The sequence below is a fragment of the Oceanomicrobium pacificus genome, assembly GCF_009833495.1.
GTDB lineage: Bacteria > Pseudomonadota > Alphaproteobacteria > Rhodobacterales > Rhodobacteraceae > Oceanomicrobium > Oceanomicrobium pacificus.
Genome location: NZ_WUWG01000001.1, coordinates 176,784 through 197,272, shown reverse-complemented (window position 1 = coordinate 197,272; position 20,489 = coordinate 176,784). Strand labels below are relative to the sequence as shown.

The following is a 20,489-nucleotide window of genomic DNA, read 5'->3' as shown; positions in this document are numbered from 1 at the left end:
TGCCCCAACAGGCAAAGATAAAGGATATGCGCGCGTGACACGGTTTACCTCTGGGCTTCGCTCGGCCGGCCTGGCCCTTTTCCTGCTGGCCGCTCCGGCGACGGCGCATGCACAGGGTCTCGCAGGCCCCTATCTGAGCGCGATGCAGGCCGATATCCGCAACGACTATGCCAATGCGGCGGACTATTACGTCCGCGCGCTGGCGCGCGATCCGAAGAACCCGATGCTCTTGCAGAACGGTCTGGTCACTTTCATCGGGCGCGGTGATGTGGACGGGGCCGTGGCCCTGGCCCGCCGCCTGCGCGAGGTTGAGCCGGAAAATCCGATCGCGACGCTGGTGATGGTCGCCGACGCTTTCGCGTCCGAGGAATACGAGACCGCGCTTGCCGATGTGACGCGCGAGGGGATCGAGCTCAATACGCTGCTCGCGGGCCTTCTGAAAGGCTGGGCCGAAGCCGGGTCGGGCGCGTTCAGTGATGCCGCCGCAACCTTCGAGACCTTGCGCCAGAATGATGCGCTCGCCGCCTTCGGACAGTTCAACAAGGCGCTGCTTCTGGCCAGCGCCGGTGATTTCGAGGGCGCGGAGGACATTCTGGCGCGCACACCGGAAGCCGCCGCGGTCGTCGGCCGTGTCGGACTGGTGGCGCGGGCGCAGATCCTCAACCAGCTCGACCGGACCGCGGATGCGATTGCACTGCTCGACGAGGGGCTGGCCAACGGGCTGGAGGATGCGGTCATCCTCGACCTGCGGGACCGGCTGATGTCGGGCGAGGATATCGCCTTCGACGTGCTCGACGATCCGCGCGACGGGGCAGCGCAGGCGGTTCTGTCGATTGCCGCCGCGCTGGGGCGGGAAAATGCCGAACGGTTCGCGCTCGTCTATGCGCGGCTTGCCAGCCATCTGAACCCCGAACTGGTCGAGGCGCAGCTTCTGCAGGCCGAGCTTCTGGGGCTTCAGGGCCAGTTCGAACTGGCCTCGCAGGCCTATCTCGACGTGCCGCGCGACTCGCCGCTCTATCTTGCGGCCGAGATCGGGCGTGCCGACGCGCTGGCCGCCGACGGTCAGGCCGATGCCGCAATCGAGGCGCTGAACCGGCTCACGGCCGATTTCCCCGACAGTTTCATGGCCCACACCGCGCTTGCCGATGCGCTGCGTGGCGAGGAGCGGTTTGCGGAGGCCGCCGAGAGCTACAGCGACGCGATTGCACAGGTGGAGAACCCGACGCGCGGACACTGGTTCCTCTTCTATTCGCGTGGCATCTCCTATGAGCGGTCCGACCAGTGGGAACTGGCGGAGGCCGATTTCCGGCGCGCGCTGGAACTGTTCCCCGACCAGCCGCTGGTGCTCAACTATCTGGGCTATTCGCTGGTGGAATTGCGCCGCAACCTCGACGAGGCGCAGACCATGATCGAGAAGGCCGTGGCGGCCCGTCCGACGGATGGCTACATCACCGACTCGCTGGGCTGGGTGCTCTACCGGCTCGGCAAGTATGAGGAAGCGGTCGCGCCGATGGAACGCGCCGTGCAGCTTCTGCCCGATGACAGCGTGATCAACGACCATCTGGGCGACGTGCTCTGGATGGTGGACCGCAAGCGCGAAGCCCGCTTCCAGTGGCGGCGTGCCCTGTCCTTCGAGCCGGAAGAAGAGGAAGCCGAGCGGATCCGGCGCAAGCTGGAGGTCGGCCTCGACCAGGTGCTGGAAGAAGAAGCGGGCGAGAGCACCGATACGGCGGCCAATGGCGGCTGACCGGCTTTCGGGCATCGCCCCGGCCAAGATCAACCTCGCGCTTCATGTCACCGGCCGTCGGGATGACGGCTACCACCTGCTCGACAGCCTCGTCGTTTTTGCGGACCACGGCGACCGGATCAGCGTTGTGCCCGATGACCGGTTGCAGATGACAGTGGAAGGGCCGTTTGCCGGTGCTGTGCCGCCGGGCGCGGACAATCTTGTGCTGCGGGCCGCGGCGCTCCTGGGCGCGGAGCAGGGTGCGCATGTCACGCTGGAAAAACATCTGCCGCCCGCGTCGGGCATCGGCGGAGGGACGTCCGACGCCGCCACTAGCTTACACCTGCTCGCGCGGCTCTGGAAAAAATCAATGCCAGATATGGCCGCCTGCCTGTTGCTCGGCGCGGACATGCCGGTCTGCGTCGCCGGACGCGCGGCCCGGATGGCAGGCATCGGAGAGCGGCTCTCGCCCGTGGCTGATCTGCCGCCGGTCTGGGCGCTTCTGGCCAATAGCGGTGTTCCCGTTTCCACGCCGGACGTGTTCGGTGCGCGGTCAGGCAGGTTTTCCGACCCTTTGCCGGACCTGCCGGCACGGTGGCGGGATGCGGATGCGCTTTTCGCTTATCTGCGGTCGGTACGGAACGATCTGGAAGCGCCCGCCTGTGCGCTCCATCCCGGAATCTCTGACCTGCTTGATGCGCTGCGGCGAATGGAGGGGGCCGCGGTCGTCCGCATGTCGGGATCGGGGGGCACCTGTTTCGCCCTCTTTGACAGCGAAGGGGCTGCGACAGATGCGCAGCGCCTGATGGCCGCCGCCCGTCCTGATGTCTGGTCGATGGTGGCGCGGCTCGGCCACGCGCCGGAACTGCCCGCTTAGCGGACCCGCGCGACCACGAATCCGGCGAGTCGGTCAAGCAGGTCGCGCAACTCGCCTGCCGGCAGGGGGGCAAGCGCCGCGCGTGCGCGGTCGGCCCAATCAAGCGCGATGTCCCGCGTCTTTTCCAGTGCACCGGTCTCGGCAAGCCGCGTCAGCGCGGTGTCGAGATCGCCGTCCTGCTGGTCACCCTTGTCTATCACCCGCTTCCAGAAGGCGCGGTCCTGGTCGCTGCCCGCCGCAATCGCGAGGATGACGGGCAGGGTCATCTTCCGTTCGCGGAAATCGTCACCGACATTCTTGCCAAGCGACACTGTCGCTCCGCCATAGTCGAGCAGATCGTCCACGATCTGGAAGGCGATTCCGAGCGCGTCGCCGTAATCGTGCAACGCCTTCACCTGATCCTCGGGTGCGCCGGCCACCACGCCGCCCACTTCGGTCGCGGCGGCAAAGAGTGCGGCGGTCTTGCCGCGCACCACCTGCATGTAGGTGTCCTGCTTCGTGTCAGTGTTCTGCGCGGCGGACAGTTGCAGCACCTCGCCCTCGGCGATCACGGCGGACGCATTGGCGAGGATGTCGAGGATGCGCAGGCTGCCGCACTCGACCATCAACTGGAAGGAGCGGGAGAAGAGGTAGTCGCCGACCAGAACCGAGGACTGGTTGTCCCACAGGAGGTTGGCGGTCGGACGCCCGCGCCGCTGGTCGCTTTCGTCCACCACATCGTCATGGAGGAGCGTGGCCGTGTGGATGAACTCGACCGTGGCGGCGAGCTTCACATGATCCTGACCGTCATAGCCGCAGAGCCGCGCCGCGGCGAGCGTGAGAAGCGGGCGCAGCCGCTTGCCGCCGGCCTCGACCAGATGCGCGGTCACTTCGGGGATGCGGGGGGCGTGTTCGCTGGCCATGCGGGTGCGGATCAGGCCGTTCACCGCGTCCATATCCTCGGCCAGCAGCGCCTGCAGCGCCTCGAATGGTCCCGGTTCGCTCACTTTTGATCCTCAGTCATCCGACCGGCCTCGACGCTGTCCCGGTGCTCTACTAAACTTCTCATCATGCAGGAAATTTTACGCACCAATGATCCGGTTCTCATCTCGTTCTGCACAGCGATGCTGCAGGCAGAGGATATAGAGGTGTTTGTCTTTGACGTCCATATGAGCGTGCTTGACGGATCGATCGGCATATTGCCGCGCCGCCTGATGGTGGACAGGGATGAATATGCGCGCGCGCGGAAGGTCTTGATCGACAATGATGTCGATCTGCCGGCCGAGGTCTGAGGCGGGTTCGCAATGGACGGTGCGGCACTCACCCATGACCGGTTCCTGAACGGGCGGTTGCGGATCTGGCAGCCGCGGCAGGGCTACCGCGCGGCGACCGATCCGGTTTTTCTGGCCGCGGCCGTGCCGGCCCGGGCGGGCGAGCGGGTGCTGGAACTGGGATGCGGTGTCGGGGCCGCGACGCTTTGTCTGGCCACGCGCGTGCCGGGGCTCGCGCTGACGGGTCTTGAGCGCCAGCCGGCCTATGCCGAACTTGCGCGGCGCAATGCGGCCGAGGCTGGCATGGCCGTGGACGTGGTCACGGGCGATCTGACCGACATGCCGCCTACGATCCGCGCGCAGAGTTTCGACCATGTGATGATGAACCCGCCCTATTATGCGACGCGGGATTTCTCCGCGCCGCGCGACAGCGGCAAGGATACCGCGCATCGGGAGGTGGCGGGCACGCTGGCCGACTGGGTGACCGCTGGGCGGAAACGCCTTCGGCCCGGCGGGCGTCTGACAATCATCCAGCAGGCCGACCGGCTCGACGATATGCTGATGGCCTTCGGGCGGCAGTTCGGGGACGTGATGATCCGCCCGCTTGCCCCGCGCGCCGGGCGACCCGCGGGGCGGGTGCTCGTTACGGCGCTCAAGGGCCGCTCCGGTCCGCTCCGGCTTCTGGCGCCGCTCGTGCTCCATGACGGGCCGCGGCACGAGCAGGACGGCGACGACAGCAGCGCGGCGGCGCGTGCGATCCTGCGTGACGGGGCCGCGCTCGGTTGGGGCGATCTGAGTGCGGGGTAGCCACCCGCCGGCCCGCGGGCGGCCTGATATGTCATGTGCATTGACTGATTCTGTGGATGAGCTTGGCCGCTTTGCGACGCAGCCGGTCGTGACCGGTGGTTTCCGCCGCGAAACCGCACCGGAAAAAACTGCAAATTCACCTGCTTGAAACGCAGCTGTTTCAAGACGTGGTTCGTTAGAATTTTCGACAATGAGTGTGAGATGACAACCCGCCGCTTCTGTGGTCTCATGAGGTCCCATCAATAGAAGGAGACGTGCAATGAGCCTGAGTTCGCATCTCACCGAACTGCAGAAGAAGCATACGATGCTGTCCGAAAAAATCGAATTCGAACAACGTCAGCCGGCCTCCGATGATCTGTCGATCCACGAGTTGAAAAAGCAGAAGCTTCGTCTGAAGGAAGAGATCGAGCGCATCAACGCTCAGATGTAACTGTCAGGCCCGCGCGGCCCAGAATGCGCCGCCGGCAATCAGACCGGCGGCCAGCAGAAGGCCCGGGCTCGGTTCCGCGAGCCCGGCACCGATGAGGACAAGCGTCGACAGGAGCGGTGCCGCATAGGCCGCGACCCCCAGAAGCTGAATGTCCCCCCGTTTGACCCCGATATCCCAGAGGTAGAAGGCCAGCCCGATCGGGCCGAGGCCGAGTGCGAGCATGGAGAGCCAGCCGGTCAGCGTTTCCGGCCAGACAGTTGCCTCGAACATCAGATGCGCGGCGGCGGCAAGGAGCGCCGACAGGAGGCAGAAAACCGCAACCGAGGCGGTCGGCGCGGTGCCCGCGCGCCGGCTCAGGACCGAATAACCCGACCAGATGAAGGCGCAAGCCATTGCCGCCGCATATCCGGCCCAGGGCGCCGCGGCCGGCCCCGATGCGCCGCGCCCCACAATGAGCGCCGCGCCCGCGAAAGCGACCAGCGCGCCGAGCACATGGCCGCGCCGCAAATGTTCGCCCGGCAGGAGGCCGGAGAACAGCACGATCAGGAGCGGCCAGAGATAGGCAATCAGGCTTGCCTGCGCCGGCGGTGCGAGCCGCAGCGCCATCACATAGGCAAAATGATAGCCGAAGATCCCCGCCACACCCATCAGCCAGACGGCCGGGCGAACGCGACCGAGTGCCGTCCGGTCTCGCCAGAGCCAGGGCAGGCCCACAAGCCCGCCGGTCAGGAAGCAGACCGCCAGCAATTGCAGGGGCGGGACCTCTGTCGCGCCGACGGTAAAGAGCGCCAGCACCGCCCAGAGCAGGACCGCACCGAAGCCGAGTGCCGTGGCGCGGGTGCGGCTCACGCGGCGGCGCGCCGGGCGGTCGCCTGCTGGAAAAAGTCCACGATCCACCTGGCCCAGGCGGTATTGTCGACAGGCCGGTCAAGCCCGGCCAGCGCCTCGTCGCTCCGGTCCTCCGGCATGGCAATGCCGCGCCGCTCGGTGATCAGGTCACGCACGAAAGCGCGGGTGAATTCCGGATGCGGCTGGACCGACAGGGCCACCGGCCGGTCAGGGTCGCCATAGGCCAGTGCGGCATAGGGGCAAAAGGCGCTCGATGCGAGCACGGTCGCACCCTCTGGAAGCGTCTGGACCTGGTCCTGGTGGATCGCGAAGCCCGAAAACCCGTCACCCGCGCCGGCCATCCAGGCAGGCGTGCGGTCGAACCGGTACTCATGGACGCCAAGGCCCCAGCCCTGCGGCGCTTTCGACGAGGCGCCGCCCATCGCTTCGGCCAGAAGCTGGTGTCCGAAACAGATGCCGACGACGGGAATCCGCGCAGCAACGGCGTCGCGAAGGAAAGCCTTGGCCGGCTCGATCCATGGAAGGTCCTCATAGGTGCCGTGGCGCGAGCCGGACACGAGCCAGCCATCGGCCGCGTCCACCGCTGGCAGTGCCTCGCCATCAACGAGCGAAACGCTCAGGGTCTCGATCTCCGGCGCCGCGCTGTGCAGCATGGTCCGGTACATCGGGGCATAGGTGCCGTGCGCGTTTGCCAGCGGGCCGTTGATATGGCCGGCCACGAGAATGCCGATTCGCATGTTCGTCTCCTTGATCTCCGGCACAGGTAAAGCATGGGTGCGCGGGGGGTTCAATCGCGGGCGATGCTCGTCACATGGACACAAGTTCGCCCGTCGAGCGACACCCGGTCACGGGCCAACTCGTCCAGCAGCCATGTCCGGAACTTGGCGAAAGCGGGCTGGCTTTCGACCGCATCCGTGGTCACCAGCCGGTAATGCGCGTCGATCGTGAGAGTGAGGGGAAACGGTGCGACCAGCGTGCCCTCGCGCAGGGGACCGGAGACAAGCGACAGGCGCCCCATCAGCACACCGCCGCCGGCGAGCGCCGATGCAATGGCCTGATCCGCACCGCTGAAATGCGCGCCGCGCGAGCCGGGCGGCTCCAGCCCGGCGGCGGTAAACCATGCGGCCCAGTCCGGCGGCGGGGACAGAAAACCGAGGCTTTCATCGTGGATGAGCGGCGCGTCGCGCAGGCTCTCAGCCGTCGGATAGCGCGCGGCCAGTTCCGGCACCATCACCGGGGTGAGCGCCTCGCTGTTGAGCCGCTCGGACCGGAAACCGTCATCGCCGCCAAGCCCGAAGCGGATCGCGACATCCACATCGTCGCGCTCGAAATCGAGCAGGCGCAGCGTCGCCACGAACCGCAGTTCAATTTCTGGATGGGCGGCGGAGAAGCCGAAGAGGCGCGGCGCCAGCCATGTGGCGGTGAAGGCCGGCCCTGCGGTGACGGTCAGCACCGACCCGTCGCGGCGGCGGCGGACGCTGCGCCAAGCGCGGGTGAGCGACTCGAACCCCTGGGCAACGCCCGGCTGCAAGCTGCGCCCCGCCTCGGTCAGTTCCACGGCCCGGTTGAGCCGCCGGAAGAGCGGCGCGCCCAGATGCTCCTCCAGGTTCTTGATCTGGTAGCTGAGCGCCGCCGGCGTGACATTCAACTCCGCCGCAGCATCGGCGAAACTCATATGTCGTGCGGCGGCCTCGAAGGCGCGCAGGGCGGTCAGGGGTGGCAGACGATCTGGCATATTCAGTTAAATAAAACTTATCTGAAGGAAAAGAAAGACTCGTTTGTAGAATTAATCGGGCTCACCCATATTCACTTCATACCCCGAACGGGTCGGGGTCGGACAAAAGGAATTTAACAATGTCGGATGCCTACAGCTACACCGCGGGCTCGGCCCGCATTGCCGAAGCCACACGCCGCGCCCATGTCGAGCGCGCCCAAGCCTTCCGCAAGCTTCTTGCCTTGCCGAAACGTCTGTTCACCGGGCGCGAGCCGCAGGTCCATGTGACCCGCACGGCCGCCAACTGCGCCGCCTGAACAGAAAAGGGCCGGAGGAAACTCCGGCCCTTCGAGTATCGAATGTCATTCGGGGCAGGCGTCAGACGAAGAACTGGCCGCCATTGGCCGAGATGGTCGACCCGGTGATGAACCCGGCCTCGTCAGAGGCCAGAAATGCCACGCAGCGCGCAATCTCTTCCGGCTCGCCCAGACGGCCGACGGGGATCTGCGGGATGATCTTCTCGTTCAGCACCTTCTCGGGGATCGCACGGACCATTTCCGTGCCGATATAGCCCGGGCAGATCGCGTTGACGGTGATGCCCTTGAACGCGCCTTCCTGGGCCAGCGCCTTCGTGATGCCGAGGTCCCCGGCCTTTGCGGCCGAATAGTTCGCCTGGCCGGCCTGGCCCTTCTGCCCGTTGATCGACGAGATGTTGATGATCCGCCCGAAGCCACGGTCGCGCATGCCCGACCAGATCGGATGGGTCATGTTGAAGACGCCGCTCAGGTTCGTGTCGATGACTTCCTGCCACTGTTCGCGGCTCATCTTGTGGAACATCGCGTCGCGGGTGATGCCCGCATTGTTGACGAGCACCTCGACCGGGCCGAGATCGGCCTCCACCTTCTGGATGCCGGCGACGCAGGCATCATAGTCGGCGACCGACCATTTGTAGGTCGGGATTCCGGTGTCGGCGGTGAAGGCCTCGGCTGCGGCGTCATTGCCGGCATAGTTTGCCGCGACCTTGTAGCCCGCGGCTTTCAGCCCGTTGGAAATGGCGGCGCCGATTCCGCGGCTGCCCCCGGTGACTAGTGCTAGACGTCCCATGGATGTTCCCTCTCTGGATGGCCGACCCGCCTGCGCCGGGTCGGTATTTCTGGTTGATGCGGGTGCGCCGGACTGCCGCGCGGCAGGTGACCGGCGCGCCGTCTGTCAGTCGCGCTCGAGGCACATGGCCACGCCCATGCCGCCGCCGATGCACAGCGTGGCGAGGCCCTTCTTGGCGTCGCGGCGCTGCATCTCGAAGAGAAGCGTGTTGAGGATCCGGGCACCCGACGCGCCGATCGGATGGCCGATAGCGATGGCGCCGCCGTTCACGTTCACGATCTCCGGATTCCAGCCCATTTCCTTGTTCACCGCACAGGCCTGTGCGGCGAAGGCTTCATTGGCTTCGACAAGGTCGAGATCGGCCGCCGACCAGCCGGCTTTCTCCAGCGCCTTGCGCGAAGCGCCGACCGGACCGATCCCCATGATCGAAGGATCGACACCGGCCGTGGCATAGGAGGCGATCCGCGCCATCGGCGTGATGCCGCGCGCAGCCGCCGCGTCGGCCGACATGAGCACGGCCACAGCCGCCCCGTCATTCAGGCCCGACGCGTTGCCGGCCGTCACCGACCCGTCGCGGGAAAAGGCGGGGCGCAGCTTCTGCATCGCGTCGATGCTGGCGCCGTGGCGGATATACTCGTCGCTGTCCACGACGATGTCGCCCTTGCGCGTCTTGACGGTGAACGGCGCGATCTCGTCCTTGAACTTGCCGGCTTTCTGCGCGGCCTCGGCCTTGTTCTGGGATGCCACGGCGAATTCGTCCTGCGTATCGCGGGAGATCTGCCATTTCTCGGCGACATTCTCGGCCGTGGTGCCCATGTGATAGCCGTTGAACGCGTCCCAGAGCCCGTCCTTGATCATCGAGTCGGTGAAGGACATGTCGCCCATCTTCTGCCCCGACCGCAGGTTGGAGACATGGGGGCTCATGCTCATGTTTTCCTGACCGCCGGCCACCACGATATCCGCGTCCCCGAGCTGGATATGCTGGGCGCCGAGCGCCACCGCGCGCAGACCCGATCCGCAGACCTGGTTGATGCCCCAGGCGGCGGATTCGATCGGCAGTCCGGCATTCACATGCGCCTGGCGGGCGGGGTTCTGCCCCTGTCCGGCGGTCAGAACCTGCCCGAGGATCGTTTCCGACACGTCCGCCGGAGCGACGCCTGCGCGTTCGAGCGCCGCGGTGATGACCGCCGCGCCAAGGTCATGGGCCGGCGTGTTCGCAAACGACCCCAGAAAGCTTCCGACGGGCGTGCGGGCCGCGCCTGCGATTACGATGTTGGTCATGGCGTCTCCTGTTGTTCTTCCGGTCCGTCCGGGCCGGCTTTGTTGCGGCGCAACATAACAGAGTTGGTACGTCCCGTCAGTGACAGGTCGTCGCAGTCCCGCGCCTCAGCCCCCGAGGCCAAGCAGGAAGTCCCGAACCGGTTCCCAGACCTGTGTTTGCGCGTTGCGCCCCACGATCATTCCTACATGCCCGGTGTCGGCGATCAAGTGGTCCGCGTCAGGCAGGCGCGCGGCGAGCGCGGCGCCCATCGCCGGCGCGGCGATATGGTCGCGCCGGCCGGACACGAGCAGCGCGGGCGCAGTCAGGCGCGACGGATCGACCGGCCCGCCAAGGAAGGACCAGCGCCCCGCAGGCAGGTCATTTCGAAGGTGCCAGTCGACGATCAGGTCGCGGGCGGCCGGCGCGGCCATCGGTCGGCCGTCGGCCAGCCAGTCCTCGAGCGCGACGAAGCGCACGGCCTCGGGCGAGGTCGGGTCGAGCGTCGCGAAATGGCGGAATTTCGCATTGGCCTGAAACGGGTTGAGGGCGGCGAAGATCGACTGGAACAGGTCGACGGGGATCGCGCCGAATGTGGTGCCGAGCGCATCGAGCGTGCGCGCCACAGCGTCCGGGCCCGCGGCGCACATGGCGGTGCGCAGCGTTTTCAGGTGGCCATCGGCGAGCGCGAAATCCCAGGGCGCGCCGAGGGTCGCGACCCCCGCAACCGCGTCCGGGTCCCGAGCGGCTAGACCCAGTGCCAGCGTGCCGCCCATGCAATAGCCCAGAAGGGCGGGCTTGCGGCCCGCCAGCGCACCCGCGACGGCCAGCGCGGGCATCAGGCGGCGGGCACCATAGTCGGCAAGACCGAAATCGCGCTCGGCCGGGCCGGGCGTGCCCCAGTCGATCAGGTACGGGTGCAGCCCCTCCGTCGCCAGCCAGCGCAGGAGCGAGCAATCCTCCATCAGGTCGAGAATGGTTGCACGGTTGATGAGCGAGGGGACGAGCAGCACGGGTTGCCCGGCCGCCCCCGGCGCCGCGTCGCGCAGATGGGTGGAACCGGAAGACCAGACAGACGGGAAGTCGGGCAGGGTGCGGCGGTAGGGATGCGCCTGCCACGCGGCGATCCCGTCCGACAGCGCGCGCAGGCGTTCGGCGGACATCTGAGCCAGATCGAGGCCGGTGAACCGCCCGGCCAGCGCCGCGCCCTCCGCGCGCACCGACGGGTGCCACGGAAAGGCCGGATCGTCGGCCCGCGCGAAGGTGGCAAGCGCCGTCTGGCAACTGAGCGCTGGCAGGCCCAGATGCGCCAGAAGCGGGCTCGGCTGGCCTATACGGTGCGGGGCAGGCGACGGCACGGACGGGTCCTCAGCCCCGGTCGCGCCGGGCCGTTGCGGGCAGGGGCAGGCCGTCGCGCATCCCCCGCTCCAGCGAGGTTTCCCACAGATCGAGATAGGCCTCCGCGGCCGCGCGGCCCGACAGGTGCTCTTCCGCATCCTGACCGTCGGCCGCCGCGGGTCGGGCACTCGCGGCAGGGTCCGGCCCGGTGTCTATCCCGCGCAACTGATTGGCTCTTTTGCGTGTCATCAGGCACCGATTTATCATGCCGGATCACTTTCGCGTATGCGAAAAATTCGTTGCGACGCAGAAAAACGGGGCTAAGGTGTTGCCACTGCTTGAATAGCTGGCATGTCCAGTAGGGAGGCGACTTTGGCCGCAAAAGAAGCAAAATCGGGCGAACCGATTGTCATCAAGAAATACGCCAACCGGCGCTTGTATCACACGGAAAAATCCAGCTACGTGACGCTCGAACATCTGGCCGAGATGGTGCGCGAAGGTGTGGATTTCGTCGTGAGGGATGCCAAAAGCGGGGAGGATATCACCCGCTCGGTCCTGACCCAGATCATCTTCGAGGAGGAAGCCAAGGGCCACAACATGCTGCCGACGAAATTTCTTCGGCAGTTGATCGGGCTCTATGGCGACACGCTGCAGGGGTTCGTGCCCGGCTATCTCGAAGCGTCGATGGACACGTTCGCCTCCAATCAGGAGGATCTGCGCAAGCAGGTCAGCGCGGCGTTCGAGGCGAACCCTGCCATGGCCAATTTCGAGGCGCTCGCGCGCTCCAACATGGAGTGGTTCGAGAACACGATGCGCATGTTCGCGCCCTTTGCTGCCGGTACCATGGGCCAGACCCGCCCCGGTGAGGCCGAAGCGGAAAAACCGGCGGAGAAAAAGGACGCGTCGCCGGACGTGGAGCTTGACGATCTGAAGGCGCAACTGGCCGAGATGCAGAAACAGCTCTCCACCCTCGTCAAAAAATCCTAGCCCGTGCGGCGCAGGGCGGCGGGCGCCGCCGGGTCCGACAGGGCCGGGGCGCCGATGTGGAATCCTTGCAGGCCATCCACCCCGAGCGCGGTCAGGCATCCGGCACAGTCCGCATCTTCCACCCCTTCGGCGACCGTCAGCAGGTCCAGTTGCCCCGCCATGCGAACCAGACCGCCGAGCACGGCGCGGCGCGCAGCGTCGCGGGCCGCCACTGTGCAGAGCCGGCAGTCGAACTTCACCATATCGACCGGCCAGTCGATCAGGTGGCGCAGCGCCGTGCGTCCGGCCCCGAAATCGTCGATCGCCAGCGCCGCACCGCGGCTGTGCAAAGCGTCGAGCGCGGGTTTGAGGGATGCCGGGTCAAGCGGAAGGCGCCGTTCGGTCAGTTCCACGATCAGCCTGGACCAGGGCCCGTCCCCGAGCCGCGCACAGGTCTGCCGCCAGAGCCCGTGTTCCAAAGTCGTCGGCTCCACGTTGACGGACAGGCGGGCGAGCGGATTGGCCCGAAGGTGGGCGAAGGCGCGCTCCAGCACCGCGCAGTCCCAGACGGCGCAGGCGGCCGGCGACGTGCTGCCGGACAGGAGCGCGGGCGGAACTGCCATATGCCCGTCCGGTCCGCGCTGGCGCAAAAGCGCCTCACAAAAGAGGATGCGGGCGGCGCCTGCCGCCCGCACCGGTTGCAGGGCCAGAGCGAAAGGACCGGTCTCTTCCGACGCGCCGGGCCCCCACTGGCCGGCACCATCCACACGGGCAAAGCCCCCACCTGCCTCCTGTCCGTGTTCCGTCATTGCTGGCCCCCCGGCGCTGCCCCTGATCCGGCCACTCTGGCGTCAGGATGGTTAACCGTTGGTTAATTTGAGAACATCCATAAGATATTGAAAATGTATATTTTTTCTTTCGTATCCGTTGATCTGTCTGGAGTTTTGCCCCCTTTTCGTTCATGTTTTGATCCAAAGCGCGATTCGTTGTCCGACTGTCTGGACAGCAAGAGAGTGTCGACGGAAGATGGACCGCCGGACAATCCGCGTCGGGCACGATCGGGAGGGGATGATGGCAGACGGCGAAGCGCAGAGCGGACGCTGCGACTGGTCCGGGACCGACCCGCTCTATGTTGCCTATCACGACACGGAATGGGGCGTGCCCGAACGCGACAGCCGCGCCTTGTGGGAAAAGCTGGTGCTCGACGGGTTTCAGGCCGGGCTCAGCTGGATCACCATCCTGCGCAAGCGGCCGGCTTTCCGCGAAGCATTCGCGGGGTTCGATCCGAACGTGGTGGCCGAGTTCGGCGATGCGGATGTGGCGCGCCTGCTTTCCGACCCCGGGATCGTGCGCCATCGCGGCAAGATCGAGGCTGCGATCCGCGGCGCGCGCCTCTGGCAGGAGATTGAGGCCGCAGAGGGGTTCGACACCTATCTCTGGTCCTTCGTCGATGGGACGCCGATCCAGAACCGGTGGCAAAGCATGGCCGAGGTGCCGGCCCTCACGCCGCTATCGACCGCGATTTCCAAGGACCTGAAGGCGCGCGGGTTCAATTTCTGCGGGCCGACGATCGTCTACGCCTTCATGCAGGCCGTCGGGATGGTCAACGACCATCTGGTCACTTGCCCGCGCCATGCTCAGCTGTCGAGCGCGGCCTGAAGCGCGTCGAGCACGGCGAGCGTCTCATCCGCAAACCAGTCGGCCTCTCCCTGCAGGCGCGCGATTTCCCGCCCCTCCGCATCGAGGATGAGGGTTGTCGGCAGGCCAAGCACGCCGAGGCTGCGCGCGAGCGCGCCCTTCGGGTCGAGGAGGATCGGCAGATGCTCCACTCCGGTTTCCGCGTTGAAGCTTTTCAGGCCGGACAGCGTGTTGCGGCCGGTCGCAATCGCCAGCACCGATCCGGGCCGCGCTTCGGACAGGCGGTCGAGCGTCGGCATTTCCGCGCGGCAGGGTGCGCACCATGTGGCCCAGAAATTCACCACCCGCAGCTGGCCGTTCGTGTCGTTGAAATGGAGCGCATTGCCCGCTTCGTCGGTAAAGCCGATCTCGGCCGGCGCGCGGGGCTCCTTGTGGATCACCAGCTTGCGCATGTCGCCCGTCCGCATCTCGATGATCGCGTCGCGGTCCCCGGGCGACAATCCGGCGGCGCCCGCGGGGTTTACGCTGGCGGGCAGGGCAGCGTATAGCATCAGCGCCAAGGCAGTTGTGAAGAGCGGGCGTGTCCGCAAGCGGGTCATGGCGTCACCGAGTGAAAGAAGACGGGTCATCAATGTCTGACAGTTCCAAATCCAATGCAATGTGGGGCGGCCGGTTCGCCGCCGGTCCCGATGCCATCATGGAAGCGATCAACGCGTCGATCGATTTCGACAAGCGCATGGCCCGTCAGGATATTGAAGGGTCGCGCGCGCATGCCGCCATGCTGGCCGAACAGGGCATCATCAGCAGTAGCGATGCGGACGCGATACGGGAAGGCTTGCTCACGGTCTTGTCAGAAATCGAGGCCGGGGATTTCCCCTTCTCCCGCGCGCTGGAGGACATTCACATGAATGTCGAGGCGCGGCTGAAGGAACTCGTCGGCGAACCGGCGGGGCGGCTTCATACCGGTCGCTCGCGCAACGACCAGGTGGCAACGGATTTCAAGCTCTGGACGCGCGACCAGTATGATGCCGCGCTTGCGGGGCTCGATGCACTCATCGCGGCGCTGCTCGATCAGGCAGAGGCCGGCGCCGACTGGATCATGCCGGGTTTCACCCATTTGCAGACCGCGCAGCCGGTGACTTGGGGCCACCATATGATGGCCTATGTGGAGATGTTCGCCCGTGACCGGTCGCGCTTCTCAGACGCGCGGGCGCGGATGAACGAATCCCCCCTCGGGGCGGCGGCGCTTGCCGGCACCTCCTTCCCGATCGACCGGGACATGACGGCCCGCGCGCTCGGGTTCGACCGGCCGGCGGCCAATTCGCTCGACGCCGTGTCGGACCGCGACTTCGCACTGGAATTCCTGTCTTGCGCCTCGATCTGCGCGACGCACCTGTCCCGCTTTGCCGAGGAGCTGGTGATCTGGTCATCGGCACAGTTCCGTTTCGTGACCCTGTCGGACCGGTTTTCCACCGGCTCGTCGATCATGCCGCAGAAGAAGAACCCGGACGCGGCCGAACTGGTCCGCGCGAAGGTCGGGCGGATCAACGGGGCGCTGGTCGGGTTGCTCACGGTGATGAAGGGCCTGCCGCTCGCCTATTCCAAGGACATGCAGGAGGACAAGGAACAGGTCTTCGATGCGGCCGACAGCTTGATGCTGGCGCTTGCCGCCATGACTGGCATGGTCGGCGATATGGCGGCCAACACGGACGCGTTGCGCGCGGCGGCCTCCTCCGGCTTTTCCACCGCGACCGATCTGGCCGACTGGCTGGTGCGCGAACTGGGCATGCCGTTCCGTGACGCGCATCACGTGACCGGTGCGCTCGTCAAACTGGCAGAGGACAAGGGCTGCGATCTGCCCGACCTGACCCTGGCCGAGATGCATTCCGTGCACGGCGCGATCACCGAAGCCGTCTTCGATGTGCTCGGCGTCGACAATTCGGTGGCGAGCCGGACGAGCTACGGCGGCACCGCGCCGGATCAGGTGCGGGCGCAGATCGCCCGCTGGCGGTCCGGGGCATGAAGGCGGCCGCGCTCGCCTTGCTGGCGCTGCTCGCGGCCTGCGGGATCAAGAGCGCGCCGGAGACCCCGCCGGGGCCCGACGGCGCGCCGGCGGTGCCTGCGGCGGACCCGTTGCCGCCGGGACCGGAGTCGCTCCTGTGACCCGCTCGCCGCTCCGCCTGACCTATCTGGCGCTCGCGATCATCGGCGCCGTGGTGCCGATGCGCTATTTCCTGCGCTGGTTCTTGGAAAACGGCTGGTCGCTCTCGGGCATGGTGGAGGCGTGGCACGCAAATGACGCCACTTCCGGCCTGACCTATGACCTGACGATCGCCGCCGTCGCGCTGACGCTTTTTGTCATTGTCGAATGTATCGCCAAGCGGGACTATCTGCCGCTTGTCGCGATCCCCGCCACCTATTGTATCGGCGTCTCCTGCGGGCTGCCGCTCTACCTCTACCTTCGTTCCCGCCCCCTCTAGCCGCCACCGAGAGCCGACCCATGGACCATTTCCTTTATCGCGACGGTATCCTGCATGCCGAAGATGTGCCCCTGACCGAGATCGCGGCGCAGGTCGGCACGCCCTTCTATGTCTATTCGACCGCCACCCTGACCCGGCATTACCGGGTTTTTCAGGAGGCGCTCGATGGGCTTGACCATCTGATCTGCTATGCGATGAAGGCCAACAGCAATATGGCCGTGCTGCGGCTCTTCGCCGATCTGGGCGCGGGGATGGATGTTGTGTCGGGCGGCGAGTTCCGCCGGGCCATTGCAGCCGGTGTGCCGGGCGAGCGGATCGTTTTCTCCGGCGTCGGCAAGACGCCTGGTGAAATGCGCCTCGCGCTCGAACATGGCATCCGCCAGTTCAATGTGGAGAGCGAGCCGGAGTTGCAGGCCTTGTCTCAGGTTGCCGTCGCCACCGGCACCACCGCCCCGATCGCCATCCGCGTGAACCCGGATGTGGACGCGCGCACCCATGCCAAGATCGCGACCGGAAAGTCGGAGAACAAGTTCGGCATCCCGATCGCGCGGGCGCGGGAGGTCTATGCGATGGCGGCGGCCCTGCCGGGGATCGACGTGATCGGCATCGACGTGCATATCGGCTCGCAGCTGACCGAACTGGAGCCCTACCAGAATGCCTTCCGCCTTGTCGCAGAATTGACCGAAGCCCTGCGCGCCGACGGGCACGATATCCGGAGGCTCGATCTGGGCGGCGGGCTCGGCATTCCCTACGAGCGGGCCAACAGCGCGCCGCCGCTGCCCTTCGACTATGGCCGGGTCGTCAAGGAGACGGTTGGCCATCTGGGCTGCGAGATCGAGATCGAGCCGGGGCGGCTGATTGCCGGTAATGCCGGGCTGATGGTGGCCTCGACCATCTATGTCAAAGAGGGGGAGGGGCGCAGCTTCCTGATCCTCGACGGGGCGATGAACGATCTCATCCGGCCTGCCATGTATGAGGCGCATCACGACATCGTGCCGGTGGTCGAGCCGGTGCCGGGAACGGAACAGCAGCCGATCGACATTGTCGGCCCGGTCTGCGAGAGCGGCGACACATTCGCCAAGCAGCGGCTGATGCCGCCTGTGGCGGCGGGTGACCTTGTGGCCTTCCGGTCCGCCGGCGCCTACGGGGCTGTGATGGCCTCTGAGTACAACTCGCGCCCTCTGGTGCCCGAGGTGCTCGTCCACGGCGATCAATTTGCCGTGGTGCGGGCACGGCCCACCTATGAAGAGATGATCGAACGCGATAGCATCCCCGCTTGGATGGACTGAACGGCTGCGGCTGACGCGGCCGCAGGCGGGAGGGCCGATGGCCACAGGCAAGCGCGACGCGACGGCAGGACCGGTTCCGGACGGGACCGGGCCCGAGGCGCGTCTGGCCGCGCTCGACGCGACGCTGGCCCGCCAGTTGCGGCGTACCCGAATGGTGATAGCCGCCGAGCGGGCGGCACGGCTGCTCTGGCCGGTCTGGACCGCGCTTCTCGTTCTACTTGCGCTCATTGCTTCGGGCAGCCTCGTGCGGGTGCCCGCCGAACTGGCCTATGGCCTGCTCGGCCTGACGGCGATTGTGATCCTCGGCGCGCTCGGACGCGCGGCGCGCCTGTTCGAGATGCCAGATCTGGCAGAGGCCGCGCGGCGGCTCGATCGCGGCAGTGCCGATCACGCGGTGGCAACGCGGCTCGACCGGCAGGCATCGGGGCGGGATGATGCGGCAAGCCGCGCGGTCTGGCAGGCGCATCAGGAGCGCATGGCCGCAGCTGCTGCCGGCCGCAGGGTGCCTCGGCCCGAACCCGATCTGGCGAAATCCGACCCTTGGGGTCTGCGGCTCATGGCGCTGACCGCTGCCGCGGCGGTCCTGATCTTCCTGCGCCCCGGCGCGGACGTGCCCCTGTCCGACGTTCTGCCCTCGGGCCCTGCCGGCACGACTGTTGCCAGCGGACCGGCCTTCGAGGCCTGGGCCGAGCCGCCCGACTATACCGGCAAGCCGGGCCTTTATCTGGTGGAGGCCGAGGCCGGAAAAACCCTGTCCGTGCCCGAAGGGACGCGCTTCACCGTGCGTGCCTATGGCGATACCGACCTTGAACTCACGGAAACCCTGTCCGGAACCGATGCAGCGCTCGCACCTGTCTCGCAAGGCGTGCTGGAAGGGACATTCATCGCCACCGGCAATGGTGAGATGATCCTGTCCGAGGGCGGCGAGACGTGGGACTGGCGGTTCAATGTGCTCGACGACCGCCCGCCCGTGGTCGAGGTGGAAGGCGATCCCGAACGCAGCGTCGGCGGCGACATGGAACTGACCTTTGCCGCGCGCGACGATTACGGCGTGGTCTCGGGGCAGGCACGGATCACGCTCGACATGGCCGCGCTCGACCGCCGCTACGGGCTTGCGCCGGACCCGGTGGAGCGGCCCGCGATCGAGATCGACCTGCCGCGCCCGCTGACCGGCGCACGCGACGATTATACCGAGAGCTTCACCGAGAATTTTTCCGAACATCCCTGGGCCGGCCTGCCAGTCGAGCTGACCCTCTCCGTGACCGATGCGGCAGGACAGACCGGAGAGGTCACGCGTCCGCTCGATGAATTGCCGGGGCGGCGCTTCCTCGACCCGCTCGCGGCCGCTGTGGCCGAGCAGCGGCGCGACCTCCTCTGGTCACCCGAGAATGACCGCCGCGTCGATCAGGTTATGCGCGCGATCAGCCACCGGGCGGAGGATCTGGAGTTTCCGCAGAAACCCTATCTGCTCTTCCGCATCGCGCTGCGGCGGATGGGCTATGCCCGGACCGAGGGCGGCGGGCTCGACGCCGCCGGGCGGGAGGAGATTGCCGCCATGCTCTGGCGCGTGGCCAACATGATCGAGGATGGCGATCTGGCCACCGCCGCGGAACGTTTGCGGCAGGCGCAGGAACGACTCAGCCAGGCGATCGAGGACGGGGCCTCGCCCGAGGAGATTGCCGAACTGACCGAGGAACTGCGTCAGGCGATGGACGCCTATATGCAGCAGCTGGCCCGCGAGGCGATGGAGGACCCGAACGGCCAGCAGGCGCAATCGGACCAGAACCGGATGGAGATGACCCAGCGCGACCTGCAGGAAATGCTCGACCGGATTCAGGAACTGGCCGAGCAGGGGGAGACCGAACTGGCCCAGCGTCTGCTCGAGGAACTGCGCCGGATGATGGAGAATATGCAGGTCACCATGCAGCCGGGCGGCGAGGGCCAGCAGGGCGACCAGTCGTTGCAGGAACTGGCCGAGACCCTGCGCCAGCAGCAGGATCTGGCGGACGAGAGCTTCCAGGAGATGCAGCGCCAGTTCCGCGAGTCGCGGCGCAATCAGGACCAGCAGTCCGGCCAGCAGCCTTTCGGCCAGCAGCCGGGTCAGCAACAGGGGCAGCAGCCGGGCCAGCAGGACGATGGCCAGCAACAGGGTGAGCCGGGTGGCGAGCAGGGGAGCGGTCAGGGCCAGACCCCGCAGGAGGGCGAGGGCGAGGCGCCGGGCGGCAGCCGCCCGTCCGATGGCGGCCGTGCGCTGGCCCAGCAGCAGGAGGCGCTGCGCCAGATGCTCGAAGGGCTGCGGCAAGGGCTGGGTGACGCTCAGAACGAAAGCGGGATCGGCGGGCGCGAAGCGCTTGACGAGGCCGAGCGCAGCATGAACGCGGCCCGCGACAGCCTGTCGGAGGAAGATTTCGGCGCCGCGCTCGACCGTCAGGCGGAGGCCATCGACGCGCTGCGCGACGGGCTCGACCAGCTCAATCAGGAACAGCGGCAGGCGAACGGCCAGAGCCAGCCGGGTCAGGCGCAGGATGGTGGCGAGGGGCAGGCGAGCAGCCAGCAGGACCCGCTGGGCCGCGCGCTCGGCTCCACCGGTGGGATCCAGACCGACGAGTCGCTCCTGCCGGAACTGGACAGTCTGGAACGCGCGCGGGAGATCATCGACGAGATCCGGCGCCGCGCCGGTGAGGCCGACCGGCCGAAACCCGAGCTGGACTATCTGAAGCGCCTGCTCGACCGGTTCTGATCCCGCGCAGAGCGCGGCTTCGG

The 20,489-nt window shown here is 66.9% G+C and carries 22 protein-coding genes; 12 read left to right on the top strand and 10 right to left on the bottom strand.

What is annotated here, in order from left to right:
- Nucleotides 1-34: 34 nt before the first annotated feature.
- Both GSH16_RS01010 and GSH16_RS01005 read left to right on the top strand, forming a co-directional pair.
- The gene (locus tag GSH16_RS01010) at nucleotides 35-1,747 is read left to right on the top strand and encodes a tetratricopeptide repeat protein (protein ID WP_328803128.1); all 1,713 of its coding nucleotides are present in this window, start codon (nucleotides 35-37) and stop codon (nucleotides 1,745-1,747) included.
- Nucleotides 1,737-2,603, top strand: a complete 867-nt coding sequence (locus GSH16_RS01005) for a 4-(cytidine 5'-diphospho)-2-C-methyl-D-erythritol kinase (protein ID WP_160851029.1) — start codon at nucleotides 1,737-1,739, stop codon at nucleotides 2,601-2,603. The genes GSH16_RS01010 and GSH16_RS01005 overlap by 11 nt, the downstream gene beginning before the upstream one ends.
- Here GSH16_RS01005 and GSH16_RS01000 read toward each other — a convergent pair.
- Nucleotides 2,600-3,538 carry a polyprenyl synthetase family protein gene (locus GSH16_RS01000; protein WP_160852889.1) on the bottom strand — a complete coding sequence of 313 codons (939 nt, stop codon included), beginning with the start codon at nucleotides 3,536-3,538 and terminating at the stop codon, nucleotides 2,600-2,602. The two genes, GSH16_RS01005 and GSH16_RS01000, sit on opposite strands and share 4 nt — an antisense overlap.
- A 114-nt stretch (nucleotides 3,539-3,652) precedes the next feature.
- On the opposite strand from GSH16_RS01000, the gene GSH16_RS00995 reads away from it, so the two are divergent.
- From GSH16_RS00995 to GSH16_RS00985, 3 genes are all read left to right on the top strand, one after another.
- On the top strand, nucleotides 3,653-3,874 hold the full coding sequence (locus GSH16_RS00995; protein ID WP_160851027.1) for a putative signal transducing protein: 222 nt from the start codon (nucleotides 3,653-3,655) through the stop codon (nucleotides 3,872-3,874).
- Nucleotides 3,875-3,886: 12 nt separating this feature from the next.
- The gene (locus GSH16_RS00990) at nucleotides 3,887-4,660 is read left to right on the top strand and encodes a tRNA1(Val) (adenine(37)-N6)-methyltransferase (RefSeq protein WP_160851025.1); all 774 of its coding nucleotides are present in this window, start codon (nucleotides 3,887-3,889) and stop codon (nucleotides 4,658-4,660) included.
- Nucleotides 4,661-4,919: 259 nt separating this feature from the next.
- Entirely contained in the window at nucleotides 4,920-5,090 is a 171-nt protein-coding gene (locus tag GSH16_RS00985) for a YdcH family protein (protein ID WP_160851023.1), read from the top strand.
- 3 nt (nucleotides 5,091-5,093) lie between these two features.
- Here the strand turns inward: GSH16_RS00985 and yddG are convergent, their stop codons facing one another.
- From yddG to gcvA, 3 genes are read right to left on the bottom strand one after another with little or no spacing between them, the layout of a single operon-like run.
- On the bottom strand, nucleotides 5,094-5,939 hold the full coding sequence (gene yddG / locus GSH16_RS00980; protein WP_160851022.1) for an aromatic amino acid exporter YddG: 846 nt from the start codon (nucleotides 5,937-5,939) through the stop codon (nucleotides 5,094-5,096).
- Nucleotides 5,936-6,676, bottom strand: a complete 741-nt coding sequence (locus tag GSH16_RS00975) for a type 1 glutamine amidotransferase (RefSeq protein ID WP_160851020.1) — start codon at nucleotides 6,674-6,676, stop codon at nucleotides 5,936-5,938. Before GSH16_RS00975 ends, yddG begins: the two co-directional genes overlap by 4 nt.
- A 50-nt stretch (nucleotides 6,677-6,726) precedes the next feature.
- Nucleotides 6,727-7,674 (bottom strand): transcriptional regulator GcvA, encoded by a 948-nt coding sequence (gene gcvA, locus GSH16_RS00970; protein ID WP_160851018.1) that lies wholly within the window; start codon nucleotides 7,672-7,674, stop codon nucleotides 6,727-6,729.
- A gap of 119 nt (nucleotides 7,675-7,793) precedes the next feature.
- On the opposite strand from gcvA, the gene GSH16_RS00965 reads away from it, so the two are divergent.
- Nucleotides 7,794-7,970 carry a hypothetical protein gene (locus GSH16_RS00965; RefSeq protein ID WP_160851017.1) on the top strand — a complete coding sequence of 59 codons (177 nt, stop codon included), beginning with the start codon at nucleotides 7,794-7,796 and terminating at the stop codon, nucleotides 7,968-7,970.
- A 61-nt stretch (nucleotides 7,971-8,031) separates the two neighbouring features.
- Here GSH16_RS00965 and phbB read toward each other — a convergent pair whose 3' ends face one another.
- From phbB to GSH16_RS00945, 4 genes are all read right to left on the bottom strand, one after another.
- Nucleotides 8,032-8,757, bottom strand: a complete 726-nt coding sequence (gene phbB / locus GSH16_RS00960; RefSeq protein WP_160851015.1) for a beta-ketoacyl-ACP reductase — start codon at nucleotides 8,755-8,757, stop codon at nucleotides 8,032-8,034.
- Between the two features lie 105 nt (nucleotides 8,758-8,862).
- Entirely contained in the window at nucleotides 8,863-10,038 is a 1,176-nt protein-coding gene (locus tag GSH16_RS00955) for an acetyl-CoA C-acetyltransferase (RefSeq protein WP_160851013.1), read from the bottom strand.
- Nucleotides 10,039-10,143: 105 nt separating this feature from the next.
- Entirely contained in the window at nucleotides 10,144-11,373 is a 1,230-nt protein-coding gene (locus GSH16_RS16040; protein ID WP_160851011.1) for an alpha/beta fold hydrolase, read from the bottom strand.
- 10 nt (nucleotides 11,374-11,383) lie between these two features.
- Nucleotides 11,384-11,602, bottom strand: coding sequence for a hypothetical protein (locus tag GSH16_RS00945; protein WP_160851009.1), 219 nt, complete (start codon nucleotides 11,600-11,602; stop codon nucleotides 11,384-11,386).
- 123 nt (nucleotides 11,603-11,725) lie between these two features.
- Here GSH16_RS00945 and phaR point away from each other — a divergent pair, with 123 nt between their 5' ends.
- Nucleotides 11,726-12,340 carry a polyhydroxyalkanoate synthesis repressor PhaR gene (gene phaR / locus GSH16_RS00940; RefSeq protein ID WP_235912896.1) on the top strand — a complete coding sequence of 205 codons (615 nt, stop codon included), beginning with the start codon at nucleotides 11,726-11,728 and terminating at the stop codon, nucleotides 12,338-12,340.
- Here phaR and GSH16_RS00935 read toward each other — a convergent pair.
- Complete coding sequence (locus GSH16_RS00935; protein ID WP_160851005.1) at nucleotides 12,337-13,128, bottom strand: EAL domain-containing protein; 792 nt, start codon at nucleotides 13,126-13,128, stop codon at nucleotides 12,337-12,339. The genes phaR and GSH16_RS00935 overlap by 4 nt on opposite strands.
- A gap of 262 nt (nucleotides 13,129-13,390) precedes the next feature.
- Between GSH16_RS00935 and GSH16_RS00930 the strand changes: the two genes are divergently transcribed.
- Entirely contained in the window at nucleotides 13,391-13,978 is a 588-nt protein-coding gene (locus GSH16_RS00930) for a DNA-3-methyladenine glycosylase I (RefSeq protein ID WP_160851003.1), read from the top strand.
- Here the strand turns inward: GSH16_RS00930 and GSH16_RS00925 are convergent.
- Nucleotides 13,957-14,556 (bottom strand): TlpA family protein disulfide reductase, encoded by a 600-nt coding sequence (locus GSH16_RS00925; protein WP_160851001.1) that lies wholly within the window; start codon nucleotides 14,554-14,556, stop codon nucleotides 13,957-13,959. The genes GSH16_RS00930 and GSH16_RS00925 overlap by 22 nt on opposite strands.
- Before the next feature lie 32 nt (nucleotides 14,557-14,588).
- Here GSH16_RS00925 and argH point away from each other — a divergent pair, with 32 nt between their 5' ends.
- From argH to GSH16_RS00905, 4 genes are all read left to right on the top strand, one after another.
- A complete protein-coding gene (gene argH / locus GSH16_RS00920) occupies nucleotides 14,589-15,980 on the top strand; it encodes an argininosuccinate lyase (protein ID WP_160850999.1) in 1,392 nt (463 codons plus the stop codon).
- A 136-nt stretch (nucleotides 15,981-16,116) separates the two neighbouring features.
- Nucleotides 16,117-16,437, top strand: coding sequence for a DUF2834 domain-containing protein (locus tag GSH16_RS15820; RefSeq protein WP_328803126.1), 321 nt, complete (start codon nucleotides 16,117-16,119; stop codon nucleotides 16,435-16,437).
- Between the two features lie 20 nt (nucleotides 16,438-16,457).
- The gene (gene lysA, locus GSH16_RS00910; RefSeq protein WP_160850995.1) at nucleotides 16,458-17,726 is read left to right on the top strand and encodes a diaminopimelate decarboxylase; all 1,269 of its coding nucleotides are present in this window, start codon (nucleotides 16,458-16,460) and stop codon (nucleotides 17,724-17,726) included.
- Between the two features lie 37 nt (nucleotides 17,727-17,763).
- Nucleotides 17,764-20,466 (top strand): TIGR02302 family protein, encoded by a 2,703-nt coding sequence (locus GSH16_RS00905; RefSeq protein WP_160850993.1) that lies wholly within the window; start codon nucleotides 17,764-17,766, stop codon nucleotides 20,464-20,466.
- Nucleotides 20,467-20,489 lie beyond the last annotated feature (23 nt).